This window comes from Pannonibacter sp. SL95 (assembly GCF_026672425.1).
In the GTDB taxonomy this organism is placed as follows: Bacteria; Pseudomonadota; Alphaproteobacteria; order Rhizobiales; family Stappiaceae; genus Pannonibacter.
Genome location: NZ_JAPPRC010000006.1, coordinates 987,805 through 1,001,881, shown reverse-complemented (window position 1 = coordinate 1,001,881; position 14,077 = coordinate 987,805). Strand labels below are relative to the sequence as shown.

At 63.9% G+C, this 14,077-nt stretch carries 9 protein-coding genes and 1 pseudogene; 1 reads left to right on the top strand and 9 read right to left on the bottom strand.

Going from position 1 to position 14,077, the window contains the following annotated elements:
• Positions 1-3: 3 nt before the first annotated feature.
• From OVA12_RS21720 to OVA12_RS21705, 4 genes and pseudogenes are all read right to left on the bottom strand, one after another.
• Positions 4-2,994 carry a bifunctional [glutamine synthetase] adenylyltransferase/[glutamine synthetase]-adenylyl-L-tyrosine phosphorylase gene (locus OVA12_RS21720; RefSeq protein ID WP_442793928.1) on the bottom strand — a complete coding sequence of 997 codons (2,991 nt, stop codon included), beginning with the start codon at positions 2,992-2,994 and terminating at the stop codon, positions 4-6.
• On the bottom strand, positions 2,981-4,402 hold the full coding sequence (locus OVA12_RS21715; protein ID WP_268140722.1) for a sensor histidine kinase: 1,422 nt from the start codon (positions 4,400-4,402) through the stop codon (positions 2,981-2,983). Before OVA12_RS21715 ends, OVA12_RS21720 begins: the two co-directional genes overlap by 14 nt.
• Positions 4,403-4,416: 14 nt before the next feature.
• Positions 4,417-5,097, bottom strand: a pseudogene (locus tag OVA12_RS21710) (response regulator transcription factor); the annotation flags it as partial.
• A 209-nt stretch (positions 5,098-5,306) separates the two neighbouring features.
• Entirely contained in the window at positions 5,307-6,833 is a 1,527-nt protein-coding gene (locus OVA12_RS21705) for a Do family serine endopeptidase (RefSeq protein ID WP_268140721.1), read from the bottom strand.
• A gap of 289 nt (positions 6,834-7,122) precedes the next feature.
• Between OVA12_RS21705 and OVA12_RS21700 the strand changes: the two genes are divergently transcribed.
• Entirely contained in the window at positions 7,123-8,199 is a 1,077-nt protein-coding gene (locus OVA12_RS21700) for a DUF2336 domain-containing protein (protein ID WP_268140720.1), read from the top strand.
• A 22-nt stretch (positions 8,200-8,221) separates the two neighbouring features.
• Here the strand turns inward: OVA12_RS21700 and OVA12_RS21695 are convergent, their stop codons facing one another.
• From OVA12_RS21695 to OVA12_RS21675, 5 genes are all read right to left on the bottom strand, one after another.
• The gene (locus OVA12_RS21695; RefSeq protein WP_442793912.1) at positions 8,222-8,719 is read right to left on the bottom strand and encodes a cytochrome c-type biogenesis protein; all 498 of its coding nucleotides are present in this window, start codon (positions 8,717-8,719) and stop codon (positions 8,222-8,224) included.
• A gap of 11 nt (positions 8,720-8,730) precedes the next feature.
• Entirely contained in the window at positions 8,731-10,716 is a 1,986-nt protein-coding gene (locus OVA12_RS21690) for a heme lyase CcmF/NrfE family subunit (RefSeq protein ID WP_268140719.1), read from the bottom strand.
• A gap of 42 nt (positions 10,717-10,758) precedes the next feature.
• The gene (gene ccmE / locus OVA12_RS21685; RefSeq protein WP_268140718.1) at positions 10,759-11,208 is read right to left on the bottom strand and encodes a cytochrome c maturation protein CcmE; all 450 of its coding nucleotides are present in this window, start codon (positions 11,206-11,208) and stop codon (positions 10,759-10,761) included.
• Between the two features lie 74 nt (positions 11,209-11,282).
• Complete coding sequence (ccmI, locus tag OVA12_RS21680) at positions 11,283-12,410, bottom strand: c-type cytochrome biogenesis protein CcmI (RefSeq protein WP_268140717.1); 1,128 nt, start codon at positions 12,408-12,410, stop codon at positions 11,283-11,285.
• 85 nt (positions 12,411-12,495) lie between these two features.
• Positions 12,496-13,929, bottom strand: coding sequence for a hypothetical protein (locus OVA12_RS21675; protein WP_268140716.1), 1,434 nt, complete (start codon positions 13,927-13,929; stop codon positions 12,496-12,498).
• Positions 13,930-14,077: the final 148 nt, after the last annotated feature.

Sequence of the window (14,077 nt, the reverse complement as noted above, 5' to 3'; positions counted from 1 at the left end):
TCGTCAGCCCGCGTCCGGCGCATCAGGCAGGGCGACCGGCCCGATGATCTGCTCGAACAGTTGCCGCACGGACTGCTGCGTATCGGCCATCTCCAGCTCAAGCCGGGCAAGATCGGGCGCAGCGCTTGCCGTCAGCAGCAGATCGACGACGCCGCGCGGGGCTTCGGACACCTTGAACGATCCAGCGAGCGTCATGCGCAGAACCTGTGTCAGGCGGTGATAAAGCCGCAGCGCGGACGACAAGGTGCCTGCGACATCCGCATCGATGACGCCGGCATCAAGTGCCCGTGCGAGAACCTCACCGGTATTCTGCGACAGGATCTGAGGATGGCTGTGGCCTTCCACCAGCTGCAGGAACTGGGCAATGAACTCGATATCGACGAGGCCGCCCGCCACCTGCTTCAGATCCCAGATGTCCTTGGTGCCTTTTTCCTTTTCGATCCGGGCCCGCATTGCAGCGACATCCGCGGCAATCCTGGCGCGGTCACGCGGCTGGCGCAGGGTTTCATGCAGGAAGCTGGTCACCCGGTCGGAGAACGCCGGTGATGAGGCCGCGATCACCCGGCCACGGGTCAGCGCCATATGCTCCCAGGTCCAGGCCTCGGACTTCTGATAGGTCTCGAAAGCCGTCAGGCTTGTCGCAAGCGGTCCGGCGTTGCCGGACGGACGCAGCCGGAAGTCGACTTCATAAAGCGTGCCCTCCGCCGTCTGTGCCGACAGCGCGGTGACGAGACGCTGGGTCAGGCGGATGTAGTACTGGCTGACCGCCAGAGGCCTTGCGCCATCCGACTGGGATGCCCCTTCCGGCACGTCGTAGAGCAGGATGAGATCGAGGTCGGAGGTTGCCGTCATTTCCTCGCCGCCCATCTTGCCCATGGCGATGAGGGCATAGTCGCCACCGGGCACATGGCCGTGGTTTTCGGCAACATGCGCATCGACGCGCGCCAGTAGACGCTCGACCACGACTTCGGCAAGACGCGCAAGTGCGTAGCCGACCTGATCGCCGCTCAACGTATCCGACAGAAGGCGCAGGCCGATCAGAAACTGCTGCTCCTGCGCAAAGATGCGGGCCCGGTCCAGCGCCTCTTCGTAGTAACGCGCTTGCGCCAGTGTCAGATCCAGCCCGGTGCGGAATTCCTCGAGGCTCGGCATGGAGCCGTAGAAGGCCGGGTCGAGCACCGCGTCCAGCACATGCACCCGCCGCGCAACCGTTTCGGCGAGACGTGGCGCCGAGCCCATCACGGTTGCGAGCATGTGGAGCAGGTGCGGGTTCGAGCGCAACAGCGAGAACAGCTGCACCCCGGCCGGCAGCCGCGCCAGAAACGCATCGAAGGCGCGCAGGGCCGTGTCCGCATTGTCGGTCTTGGCCAGGGCCGAAATCAGCACCGGATGCAGTTCCGTCAGCCGCTCGCGCGCCTTGGTAGAGCGCATCGCCGGATAGCGTCCGAAGTGCCAAGCCTTGATGACCTTGGCTGCATCCGACGGCTGACGATAGCCGAGACTGGACAGGGTTTGCATCGTATCCGGATCGTCATCGTCGCCGGTGAAGACAAGGTTGCCGAGTTCCGACGCCAGTTCCGGCTCGTCTTCGAACAGCTCGGCATAGTGCCGCTGAACCTTCTGCAGGTGCACCAGAAGCTTGGCCTCAAAAGCCGCGCGCGTCTGAAAACCGGACAGATAGGCGACCTTCGTCAGGCCCTCGTCGTCCTGCGGCAGCAGATGCGTCTGTTCGTCGTTCAGCATCTGGATGCGGTGCTCGACCGATCGCAGGAAGCGATAGGCCGCCTCCAGATCGACGCGGGCCTCCTCCTCGATCCAGCCGGAGGTCACCAGCCGTGCCAGCATGTCCAGCGTTCGCCGGCCCCGCAGTTCCGGATTGCGCCCGCCGGCGATCAGCTGCTGTGTCTGGACGAAGAACTCGACCTCGCGAATGCCGCCCCGGCCAAGCTTCACGTTGTGGCCCGCCACCGCGATCTTGCCATGGCCCTTGTGCATGTGGATCTGGCGCTTGATCGAGTGCACGTCGGCAATCGCCGCAAAATCAAGGTACTTGCGCCAGATGAAGGGGACGATCTCATGCAGGAAGGCGTCACCGGCCTTCAGGTCCCCGGCGCAGGGACGGGCCTTGATCAGCGCCGCCCGCTCCCAGTTCTGCCCGAGTGCCTCATAATAGGCGAGCGCACCGGGAACCGACATGGCAACGGGCGTCGCCCCGGGATCCGGCCGCAGCCGCAGATCCGTGCGGAATACGTATCCGTCGCCGGTGCGCTCCTGCATGATCTTCACGAACCGCTTGGTCAGACGCACGAATTCAACCGGCGCCTCCGCACCGCCCCGCATTGGCGTAATGGCAGGGTCATAAAGCACGATCAGATCGATATCGGAGGAGTAGTTCAGCTCGAACGCGCCATGCTTGCCCATCGCCAGAACGATGAGACCGGAGTTTTCCTCCGGCCGGTCCGGGTTGGCGATCTCGAACTTGCCGCGCGCCGCCAGATCCCGCAGGCAGAACCGGATGGCAGCGGTCAGAGCGGCATCAGCGAATTCGGCAAGGCCGCGCGTCACCACATCGAGATCAACCGCGCCGGCAATGTCGGCGAGGCCCAGACACAACGCCAGTTCCTGCTTCTGCTTGCGCAGGATGCGCATCAGATCGGCTTCGCTCTCCGCACGCGCTTCCCGGCCGGCCAGGATGGTGTCGGCAGCAAAGACGTCGGGATTGGCCGTGAGGATCCGCCCCAGCCGGTCTGGATCAAGCAGGCAAAGATCGCGCAGATAGGCCGAGTTGGCCATGACAGCACCCAGGAACTGCCGCAACCGTTCCTTACCGTTCAGCAGCTCCACCACGGCCCTGGCAGCCGGCGTGTCACTGGACCCGGCGCGCTCGATCAGATCACCGACAAGGCGTTCGCTGCGCGGGGGATCAATCGACAGCGGCACAACGGCAATCCGGTGGCTCAGGGAAAGGGTTGCCCCTGCTTCAGCTCCTGTCATTGCCATCTTGCGCATCACCTCCCAGCCTGACCGCCGGCGCAACCATCAGGTCGATCTGCGCCTTCAGTCCGGGACCGGCTTCCTGCAGCGCCAGCGTCCCGCCATGCAGGCGGGCGATGGCACGCACCAGGCTGAGGCCAAGACCATAGCCCGGTTCCGTCCGGCTCTGTTCGAGGCGGACGAAACGGTCGAGCACCCGGTCGCGGTCCTTCAGCGCGATGCCCGGGCCGTTGTCAGCCACGGACAACAGAATCCGGTCCTTCTCCTGGCTGACCATTACGGTGATTGCCAGGGGCTGTCCATTCTCCCGACGGGCATATTTCAGGGCGTTCTCGATCAGGTTGACCAGCACCTGGGCGATCAGTTCGCGATTGCCCAGCGCCTTGGGCACGGGCTTCAGGTCAAGCCGAAGGCTGCCGCCCTCGTCTTCAAGCACAGGCCCATAGAGGTCGGCCAGCTCCTCGGCGATGGCGGCAACGTCGACGGGTTCCAGCCCCCGGTCCGGCGACATGGCCTCGACCCTGGCGATCCGCAGCAGCGCGTCGAAGATCCGGATCAGGCCCTCGCTGTCCTCGATGGTGGCTTCCAGCGCCTCGCGCAGATCCGCTTCGCCCCGCGCCTCATGCAGCGTCGTCTCAAGCCGCGTGCGTAGGCGCGTCAGTGGCGTCTTCAGGTCATGCGCGATGTTGTCGGTGACATCTCGCAAGTTCTGCATCAGCTGTTCGATCCGCTCGAGCATGGCGTTCAGACTGACCGCAAGCCGGTCAAACTCGTCGCCATTGCCGGCAACCGGCAAGCGCTGGGACAAGTTGCCGTCCATGATCTGGCGACTTGATGCGGCGATGGCGTCAATGCGCTTGAGCACACGGCGGCTGACAAAGGCCCAGGTGACGACCGCCATCACCACGACCACCGCAAGCCAGACCCGCAAGGCACCACCCAGGATATCTCGGAACCGCGTCTGTTCGCCGAGATCCCGGCCGACCAGCAGCCGGAAGCCGCCTGGCACCTCGAACGTGCGCACGACGGCTTCCCGTTCGGTTTCGCCCTCGCCGCGCGCATATTTCACCCGCCGGACGCCGCCATCGGCCTCCTCCAGAACCGTCGTCGGCAGGCGGGCGATATTGCCGGCCAGGACGTTTCCGGCAAAGTCGACAAACAGATAGAGGCTCGCATCCGGCCGCCTGGCGCGCCCGTCTATGGCCGAAACAAGCCCCCGCGCGCCGCCACGGGCATATTGATCGGCAAGCCCCTCGATTTCCGCGTCCACCGTCTGCACCACCTGCTCGGTCATCAGGGCATCGGTGTTGCGGGAAATGGAGACCAGCAGGAAGCCGGACAGGCCGGTGAAGACTGCGAAATACAGCAGGGACAGCTTGAACGCCGTGGTGCGCAGAAGCCTAGCCAAGCGCTGTCACGGCCGGCACCGCTGCGGATCGTGTAGCCTGCGCCGCGCACCGTGTGCAGCAAGGGCGTGTCGAAGTCCTTGTCAATCTTCGACCGCAGGCGCGAGATGTGCACGTCGATGACGTTCGTCTGAGGATCGAAGTGATATTCCCAGACGTTCTCGAGCAGCATCGTGCGCGTCACGACCTGGCCGGCATGCTGCATCAGATATTCGAGCAGGCGGAACTCGCGCGGCTGCAGTGGAATGTCCTTGCCCGCCCGCGTGCAGCGATGCGCCAGCCGGTCCAGCTCCAGATCAGCCACGCGGTACATGGTCTCCACGTCACCACCGGCCTTTGGCCGGCGGCCAAGTGCCTCGATCCGGGCCAGCAGTTCGGTGAAGGCGAAGGGCTTGGGCAGATAGTCGTCACCACCGGCGCGCAGGCCCGTGACGCGGTCATCGACCTGGCCAAGAGCCGACAGGATCAGCACCGGTGTATGGTTCCCGGCCTTTCGCAGGGCCTGGATCACCGACAGACCGTCGCGCTTGGGCAGCATCCGGTCGACGACAAGCACGTCATAGGACCCGGACGAGGCCATATCGAGCCCTTCCTCGCCGTCGCTCGCCTGATCCGCCATATGGCCGATTTCCTTGAGCCCCTTGGCAAGATAGGCCGCAGCCTGCTTGTCGTCTTCGATGATCAGAATCCGCATCATGTCTCACTTGTAGCTGAGGTGTGGCCACCGTGGGAATACCGGATCAGGTGGCACAGGGTCCGCGACACCTGTGGCTGGCATCGCGGACCCTCCGGGTCGCCGTCGGGCAGTTGTCAGCGGGGGCTGCCTGCCCGATCCGGCACTCCGGCCCGGTCATTGCCAGTCGCGAGGCAGCGGACCTGCTGGCAATGACGGGGAACGACTGACGATCAGGCCAGCGGCACGGCAACGAACCGCGACGCATCCTCGCTGAAGACACGCATCAGCACTGCCTTGCGGCCATCCTTCTCGGCCTTGGCGATGGCCTTTTCGACGTCCTTGGCAGAGGTCACCTTCTGGCCGGCAACTTCGGCGATGACATCGCCCTCACGCAGGCCCTTCTCTGCCGCCGGACCATCAGGGTCGATGGCCGTCACGACAACGCCGTCAATGTCCAGCCCGGCCCGCTTGGCCCCGGTGACCTCGATGCCGAGATCGGCCAGCTGGGTGTTGCCGGCAACCGACGGGGTCACTTCGGCAACGGCCTCCGGCTCGTTGAGCTTGCCGAGCTTCACCGAAATGTCTTCCTCGGTTCCGTCACGCCACACGGTAAGCTTCACCTTGGTTTCGGGCGCATAGCCAGCAATCAGGCGGGACAGGTCGCGCGGGCCCTTGATCGGCTTGCCATCGACCTTGAGGATCGTGTCGCCCGCCCTGATCCCTGCCTTGTCGGCCGGGCTGCCATCCTGCGGATCGGAGACGATCGCACCCTCGGCCTTGGCAAGACCAAGGCTCTCGGCAATGTCGCCGGTCACAGGCTGGATCTGGACCCCAAGCCAGCCTCGCACCACGGACCCGGTGTCCTTCAGGTCTGTGACGACATCGGTTGCGGTCGACGCCGGAATGGCGAAGGCGATACCGACGTTCCCACCAGACGGAGAGAAGATCGCAGCATTCACGCCGATCACCTCACCCTTCATGTTGAAGGCCGGACCACCAGAGTTGCCACGGTTCACCGGCGCATCGATCTGGATGAAGTCGTCATAGGGGCCAGCGCCGATGTCGCGGCCACGCGCCGAGACGATGCCGGCCGTCACAGTACCGCCGAGACCAAAGGGATTGCCGATGGCAACGACCCATTCGCCGACAGCAGGACCATCCTCGGCAAAGCGGACGTAGGTGAACGGCTTGTCGCCGTCGACCTTCAGCAGGGCGAGGTCGGTACGCGGATCAGCGCCGATGAGGCGGGCAGCCAGCTCATTGCCTTCGTTGTCGATGACGGTGAATTCGGTGCCCTTGTCGATCACATGATGGTTCGTGACCACATAGCCATCCTCGCTGATGAAGAAGCCAGACCCCTGCGACATGCCAAAAGACTTCGGCTCGCCGCGCGGCTGGCCACGCTGGCTCTCGCCCTTGCGCTCGAAGAAGCGCTGCAGCGGATGCCCGTCGGGCAGGTTTTCAAGACCCGGAATACCGGATCCGTCCAGGCTGCGGCCACCAAAATTCATCATCTGCGGCTCGGCGGCCTGCTTGACGCGTACGCTGACGACAGCCGGCTGAACGGCGGTGACAACCTGTGAAAAATCTGCAGGGGCAGCAGCCTGAACCCGGACAGCCTCGGCAAGGGCAGGCTGTCCCGGCAGGATCGTCTGAGTGGTCAGAACACCGGCAAGGCCGAGGGCCATGGCACCGGCAAGCAGACGCGAGCGGCGTGAACCGAGGACTTTGTTCTGGGTGGCAGTACGTTCAAACATATGGCTCTCCTGGAGGTCGTGGAGCGAAAGCGATAGGGACCGGGAAACGCGGGGACACATCCCTTGTCCTTCACTGCCAATATGGAGAGCCGTGCCTTACAGCCGCCTGTCTGGCGGATTAATCCTTTGTAATGTTAGTTTTCACTAGTCTTGTGCCTGAAGGTCACAATCCATGACGACCTTTTTCAATAGAGGCGCAACTTTAAGCGATCCATTTAGCCGTCTGTAAAGCCTTTCGCCTTATGTTTCCTGATCTGGGACATGTTGAAACGGTGCAGTCGGGGCGGACATGCTGGCATCCTTGGTTGATCTGGCGCGGGAAAGCAGCAGCGACAAGCGTCGCGAGCTGATGGGCCATGTCGCGACACTGTTCGTGGATGGCGCTGAACGCTACACAAACGAAGAGCTCTCGCTGTTCAACGACGTGCTGATCAACCTTCTCGACATGGTCGATACGGAAGGCCGTCAGACCCTGTCGCAGCAGATTGGCGCGATCGAGACGACGCCGCGCGAACTGGTGCTGAAGCTCGCCAACGATACCGCCACTGTCGCTGCCCCCGTCCTCGAAAACTCTCCGGTCCTGACCGACGACGATCTCTATACCCTCGCCAAGACGAAGGGCCAGGATCACCTGCTCGCAATTTCCAAGCGCGATGCGCTGCAGTCCCGCGTCACCGACGTCCTGTTGGAACGCGGCGAACAGCCGGTCCGCCGGTCGGTGGCCGCCAACCCCAGCGCCGAACTGTCCGACTGGGGCGGGCGCCTGCTGGTCAAGCTTGCAGAGACCGACACGACCCTGCGCGAGTCGCTCACCGAGCGTCACGACCTGAACAAGGCCAACTTCGAAAAACTGCTGTCCATGCTGCCGCAGGACCGTCAGGCCAAACTCCGGCACATTTTCGAGAACAACGAGCGCGTCGCACGGGATCTGTTCCGCGAAGCCAGCCTTCTGGTGGATGATTCCAAGATCGAGCGGCGAAAGGCCCGGTTGAACACCAAGGTTGCCCTGAAGGACATCCGCGACGGACATCGCCAGCTCGATGAGGTGATCATCGAGTACAGTCTCGCCAACGACCTCTATGACCTGTCGTATCTCCTGGCTCAGCTCAGCGCCGTGGACGAGAAATTCGTCCGCAACGTGATGGTGCGTCAGGACATCGAGGCAATTGCTGTGCTGTGCCGGTCACTTGAAGTCGGCGAGACCGCTTTCGGCGCGCTTTGCAAGGCGCGGGCGCGTCAGATAAAGTCGAACCCAGCCGTCGTGGACCACTGGGTTGGCGAGTTCCGCATTCTGTCCGTGGTCGAAGCGCAGCGCACGATGCGTTTTATCAAGGTTCGCCTGACGACCATGGCGACGGCCGCCTGAGGCAGACCATCGCCGTCTGGGCTCAGCTCTTGTCGCCCGTCCCACCCTTCAGGATCTGATCCAGTTCGGCCTGCTCGGCCGCGCTCAGCCCGCCGGCGGCAACAGGTTGCGCCTTGCGTTGCCGGCGCAGGGCGAGCAGCAGGCCCGCAATGCCCGCGATCAACGCGAGCGGCCCGGCGATCCAGAGCGCCAGCGTATGCCAGGCAACCTTGGGCTTCAGAAGCACGAACTCGCCGTAGCGCGAAACCAGGTAGTCGATCACCTGTGCGTCGCTATCACCGGCAACCAGCCTTTCACGCACCAGCACCCGCAAGTCCTTCGCGAGTGGTGCATCGCTGTCATCGATGGACTGGTTCTGGCACACCATGCAGCGCAGTTCGGACGACAGCGCCCTCGCCCGCTGCTCCAGCACCGGGTCAGCCAGCACTTCGTCCGGGGCAAGCGCGTGTACTGCCGTCAGAGGTGCCAGCACGCTCGCCAGCAGCGCCAGCAAAAGGATGAAACGCCGCATCTGGATCATCGACCCCATCCTCATTCAGCCGGGCTGAGACCGGCGGTCTTGGCGCGGGCGGGCTTGGGTGCCCCCACGCGCAGCCGGCGATCCGTAATCGAGATGATGCCACCAATCGACATCACCAGGGTCCCCAGCCAGATCAGCGTGATCATGGGCTTGAAATAGGCCCGGATATCAACGGCGCCGTCGTCCCGCGTCTCGCCCAGGGACACATACAGCTGGGAGAAGCCGAAGGTCAGGATCGAGGCTTCGGTCGTGGGCATGCCGCGGGCCGGATAGATGCGCTTGGAGGGATCCATCGCCGCAATCTCGGCCCCGCCCTGCCGCACGACCAGATGCCCAACCTGTTCCGTATAGTTCGGCCCCTGCCGCGGCGCGATGCCGGTAAAGGTCAGCTGATAGCCCGCCATGTCGAAGGTGTCGCCGGGACGTACCGTTCGCACCAGTTCGGTCTGGAATGCGGTGGCCATGACGATGCCGAGCAGCGTGACCCCGACGCCGAAATGCCCGAGCATGGTGCCGAAGGCCGAACGCGGCAGACCGACCAGGCGCGACAATCCGCGCGACAACCCGATTTCCGTGATCCGCGTGCGCGACAACAGTTCCGCAACGGCACCCGCCATGATCCAGACGGCGAGCCCCACACCGATCGGGGCCAGCACCTGTCTCATGCCCCAGGCCCAGAACACGGCAAGCGCGGCGAGCAGCGCCACACCGAAGGCGGCATAGAGCCGCTGGGTTGCAGCCAGCAGGTCACCACGCTTCCAGGCCAGCAACGGTCCAAAGGGAATGGCCAGGAGCAGCGGAATCATCAGCGGCCCGAAGGTCAGGTTGAAGAACGGCGCGCCGACGGAGATCTTTTCGCCCGTCACCGCCTCCAGGGCGAGCGGATAGAGCGTACCGACGAGCACCGAAACGGTGGCAGCAGTCAGGAACAGGTTGTTCAGAACCAGCGCGCCTTCGCGGCTGATCGGCGCAAACAGCCCGCCCTGCTTCAGCAGCGGAGCCCGCCAGGCATAGAGGGTGAACGAGCCGCCGATGAAGATGCACAGGATTACCAGGATGAAAAGGCCGCGCTCGGGATCGACGGCAAAGGCATGCACACTCGTCAGGACGCCGGAGCGCACCAGGAACGTTCCCAGCAGCGACAGCGAGAACGTGAAGATGGCGAGCAGAACCGTCCAGACCTTCAGGGCTTCCCGCTTCTCCATGACGATCGCCGAGTGAAGCAGGGCCGTCCCGGCGAGCCAGGGCATGAACGAGGCATTCTCGACTGGGTCCCAGAACCACCAGCCACCCCAGCCCAGTTCGTAATAGGCCCAGTAGGACCCCATGGCGATGCCGAGGGTGAGGAACACCCAGGCAAGCAGAGCCCAGGGACGGACCCAGCGCGCCCAGGCCGCATCGATGCGGCCAAGGATCAGCGCAGCAACGGCAAAGGCAAAGGTAATCGAGAAGCCGACGTAGCCGAGGTAGAGCAGCGGCGGATGGATGGCGAGCCCGATATCCTGCAGCAGCGGATTGAGATCATTGCCCTCGATGGGCGCCTGCGGGATGCGCTCGAACGGATTGGATGTCGCCAGGATGAAAAGAAGAAACGCCGCGGTGATCCAGCCCTGCACACCGAGCACAGTTGCCCGCAAGGGAGCGGGCACATTGCCGCTGAACAGCGCCACCAGACTGCCGAACAGAACAAGGATCAGCACCCACAGCAGCATCGAGCCTTCGTGGTTGCCCCAGACACCGGAGATCTTGAAGATCAGCGGCTTGGCCGAATGGGAGTTCTCCCAAACGTTCACCACCGAAAAGTCGGAGGCAAGATAGGCCCAGGTCAGCACGGCAAAGGAAAGGGCGACCAGCACGAACAGCGCATTGGCAACGGGTGCCGCCGTTTCCATCAGCCGCCGGTCGGACGTCACCGCCCCCCAAACCGGCACCACCGACTGGATCAGCGCCAGCACAAAGGCCAGCACCAGCGCAAAATGGCCTGTCTCTACGATCATCGGTCCCTCACCCGGCGCGTCGCTTGCGTCTTCCGGTTCCGTCTACTGTGCAGATGCCCCGTCGCCCTTCCAGACGCCCTGCGCCTTCAGCGCATCGGCGACTTCCTTGGGCACGTAATTCTCGTCGTGCTTTGCAAGCACGCTGTCTGCCCGGAAGATCCCGTCCGGCCCGACAATTCCTTCGGTCACAACCCCCTGCCCCTCGCGGAAGAGATCGGGGAGAATGCCGACATAGGTGACTGCAACCGTATTGGCCGTATCCGTCACCCTGAAGCTGACTTTCGCGTCATCCGAACGCTGCACCGAGCCATCTTCGACGAGACCTCCAAGACGGATCCGCTGGCCCGCAGGGATCTGCTTGGCCACCACGTCCGTCGGGGTCTGGAAGAACACGATTTGGTCATTCAGCGCATACAGGATGAGACCAGCAGCCGAGGCCAGTACCACGGCAGCGATTCCGATCAGCGTCAGCCGGCGTTGCTTGCGTGTCATGTCGCGTCCTGCATCCCTGTGGCAGCTCCGCGCGCCCCCTCGGCGCGCGGTGCATTTCATTCCCCATGCCCGGCTCAGGAGCCGAGCCCGTTGTCCGTTTCAGCCTGTCGCAGCACATCCAGTGCCGGCGGCTCTGCTGCAAATGTCTCGCGAGCCTTCGCCAAACTGGCTTTCGCAGCATCCTTGTCGCCCATGACGATCTGGGCCCGGATCAACCGCACCCATTCCTCCACCGAGCCGCCATCGGCCTCAAGCCGTGTCTTCAGGCCGTCGACCATGGAGCGGATCATCTCGCCACGCTCAGCCTCGCTCATCGCTGCCGCGGCCTCGACGTCAGCCGCAGCCGGTCCGCGCGGTGGCTGCAAGGACGGCGGCAGGCGACCCTCGAGCTGAGCCAGTTCCTGCTGCGCCGCCGGGACCCAGATCTCGTTCGGATTTGCCCCGTCGAGCAGCCGTTTCCAGGCGGAGATCGCTTCGTCGCGCTTGCCCTCCTGGCCCAGAGCCAGCGCCAGGAAAAAGCGCGGTTTTGCGGCGGCCGGGTCAAGCTGGACCGCCCGTTCAAAGGCCGCGCGCGCATCAGCTGTCACAAGCCCTTCCGCCGCCACGACAAGCGCTTCACCAAGACTGGACTGGCGCGGTTCCGACGCACCATTCAGGCGGATCGCGTTGGCATAGGCCTGCGCCGCATCCTGCGGGCGTCCAAGGCTCATATAGACGGGGGCAAGGACTTCCCAGCCCTGGCCATCCTGCGGATTGGCAGCCAGATGCCGCTCGACGCGCGCCACCAGCACTTCAACGGGTTGCCCTTCGGGATTGGATTGAAGCCGCGCTTCGAGCGGCTGGTCAGGCAGATCGGGAGAGCCAATCCAGAGATAAAGGCCAAGCGCGCCAGCGGGAAGGAGCAGCGCAGGCAGCAAAGCGGCCCATTTGACAGCGCCCGTCGCTGCGCTTTTGCCGTTTCTCTGGTTCTGCTTGTGTGCGGCCAGCAAGCGTCGTGCAATTTCCGTCCGCGCGGCCTCGGCCTGGGCCGCATCCACCAGGCCGCGCTGCAAGTCTCGGTCGACCTCCTCCAGCTGCGCCTTGTAGACAGCCTCGTCGGCAGCGCCAGCGTCAGATGCTGAAGCACTACCGCGGCGAAGCGGCATGAGAACAGTCAAGGCCGTAAGGCCGGTCATGAGGGCGAACAGGATCCAGAGCGTCATGCAATGACATATATGTCGGGAACCCCCACCCTGACCACTGCCAAGTATGTGACCTTGGGTCGCGCATGCGCATCACGGGACGCAATCAGGCCGCAGATGCAGCCCCGGCCGCCGCGGCCTGCCGCATACGCCGGATCTGTCCGGCATAATCCACGCCGAAATAGACTTCAGACAACAGGATCGCCGCATCAACCGCCGACAGATGCGCGTCCCGCGCCGGCCCCTTGTGCTTGCGCAGGTCCGCCAGCAGCGACCGTGTGATGATCTCCAGCGTCTGTTCGACGGTCTGCCGCGTCCGCTTGCTGACCTCGTTCACCGCGAGGGTTTCCGCCGTGCCCCGGGCCATGGCCAGGACACGGAGCGCCCGGACAGCTTCGTCCAGCGCGTGGGTGTCGCTGTGCCAGTGCCCCTCACGGTCGACCTTCGGCACAGCCAGCGCGCGGCGAACCGCACCACTGGCCGATTGCAATTCGCCCGTTACGATGCGCGACATGTCACGCCGCGTTTCGGAGAGACGGCCACGCCATTCGTCACAGCCTGTAAAATCCATATCGAACTCCAGCCCGCGCATGAGATTGGCATAGCTGGACACCGCTTCCGAGAAGGCCACCGGATCGGGATTGTGCTTCTGCTGGTCGCGCGCCAGCACGTTCAGCCGTTCGGCTTCGGAAATGACCATGTCGACGAAGGGCGCAAAGCGGCTGCGGCGGATCTCGCGCGGCTTCTGGGTTCCGGCAAGGCGCGTCGCAAATGTACCAAGGCTCCACGGCGCATCCGCCCGGTCCAGCACTGCAGCGGCCAGAACAGGCACATAGTCAGGATGCTGCTGCGCATAGGTTTCCACCAGCGACAGCACATCCGTGTCCTGCTTCAGCCGGCGCTCGGTGATGCTGTCCGGCATGCGCTTGAGGAACGGCGTCAGCCAGGGCTCGGCCTGAAACAGCTTGGCGATATCCTTGAGGTCCGCGAGTGCCCTCTCCCCGCCCAGCACCATGGTCAACCGGCGACGCTCCCGGTCGGATTGAGCTGCCTTTTCCATGGTATCGGCCAGAATATCGGTCGCGGTCTTGCGCAGCATGGCGACGCGCTGATGCGCCTTCTCCGCGCCGACCTTGTTGCTGGCAAGGTCCTGACGCGCCTGACTGATCTCCTGCGGCAGCAGGTCCCGCTCGAGCCATTGCCAGACATCTGTCAGGTGAGGCCGGTAGACACGCCCTTCCTGCTTGCTCGGCAGAAGCTCATTGATGAGGAATGTGTCCAGCGGGGCAAAAAACAGGCGCTCTAGATGCCCCTTGCGCGTCATCGCAGGCAGCGGGGTCTCGTCGCGCGGCTCCGGTGCCTTGATGTCCTCGCCGCGCAGGATCGCAGCCGACGCAGCCAGAATGAGATCGAGATGCTCGTCGCCCTTGCCCGACTGACGGGCCCGCTCCAGACCTCGCACCAATGTCTCCACGGCCCGCGGCGAGAGAGCCTTCAGATAGGTCTGGATCTTGGCAGTCAGGAGCGCTTGGTCTGTCATCTCTGTTGCGATTGCACCAGCTGGAACAATACCTGTTTAACATCTGGAAACTTAATCAATGCTTTCCGAACCCTTGCCGGGATCCGTCACATTTTAACGATTGCCACAAATACAAAAGGCGCGCCGAACAGGCGCGCCTCGGATCACA

Bases quoted from the DNA above. Each gene is read 5' to 3' on its own strand.
- OVA12_RS21720 (WP_442793928.1), bottom strand. From the start codon at position 2,994: ATGACAGGAGCTGAAGCAGGGGCAACCCTTTCCCTGAGCCACCGGATT.
- OVA12_RS21705 (WP_268140721.1), bottom strand. From the start codon at position 6,833: ATGTTTGAACGTACTGCCACCCAGAACAAAGTCCTCGGTTCACGCCGC.
- OVA12_RS21700 (WP_268140720.1), top strand. From the start codon at position 7,123: ATGCTGGCATCCTTGGTTGATCTGGCGCGGGAAAGCAGCAGCGACAAG.
- OVA12_RS21695 (WP_442793912.1), bottom strand. From the start codon at position 8,719: ATGATCCAGATGCGGCGTTTCATCCTTTTGCTGGCGCTGCTGGCGAGC.
- OVA12_RS21690 (WP_268140719.1), bottom strand. From the start codon at position 10,716: ATGATCGTAGAGACAGGCCATTTTGCGCTGGTGCTGGCCTTTGTGCTG.
- ccmE (WP_268140718.1), bottom strand. From the start codon at position 11,208: ATGACACGCAAGCAACGCCGGCTGACGCTGATCGGAATCGCTGCCGTG.
- ccmI (WP_268140717.1), bottom strand. From the start codon at position 12,410: ATGACGCTCTGGATCCTGTTCGCCCTCATGACCGGCCTTACGGCCTTG.
- OVA12_RS21675 (WP_268140716.1), bottom strand. From the start codon at position 13,929: ATGACAGACCAAGCGCTCCTGACTGCCAAGATCCAGACCTATCTGAAG.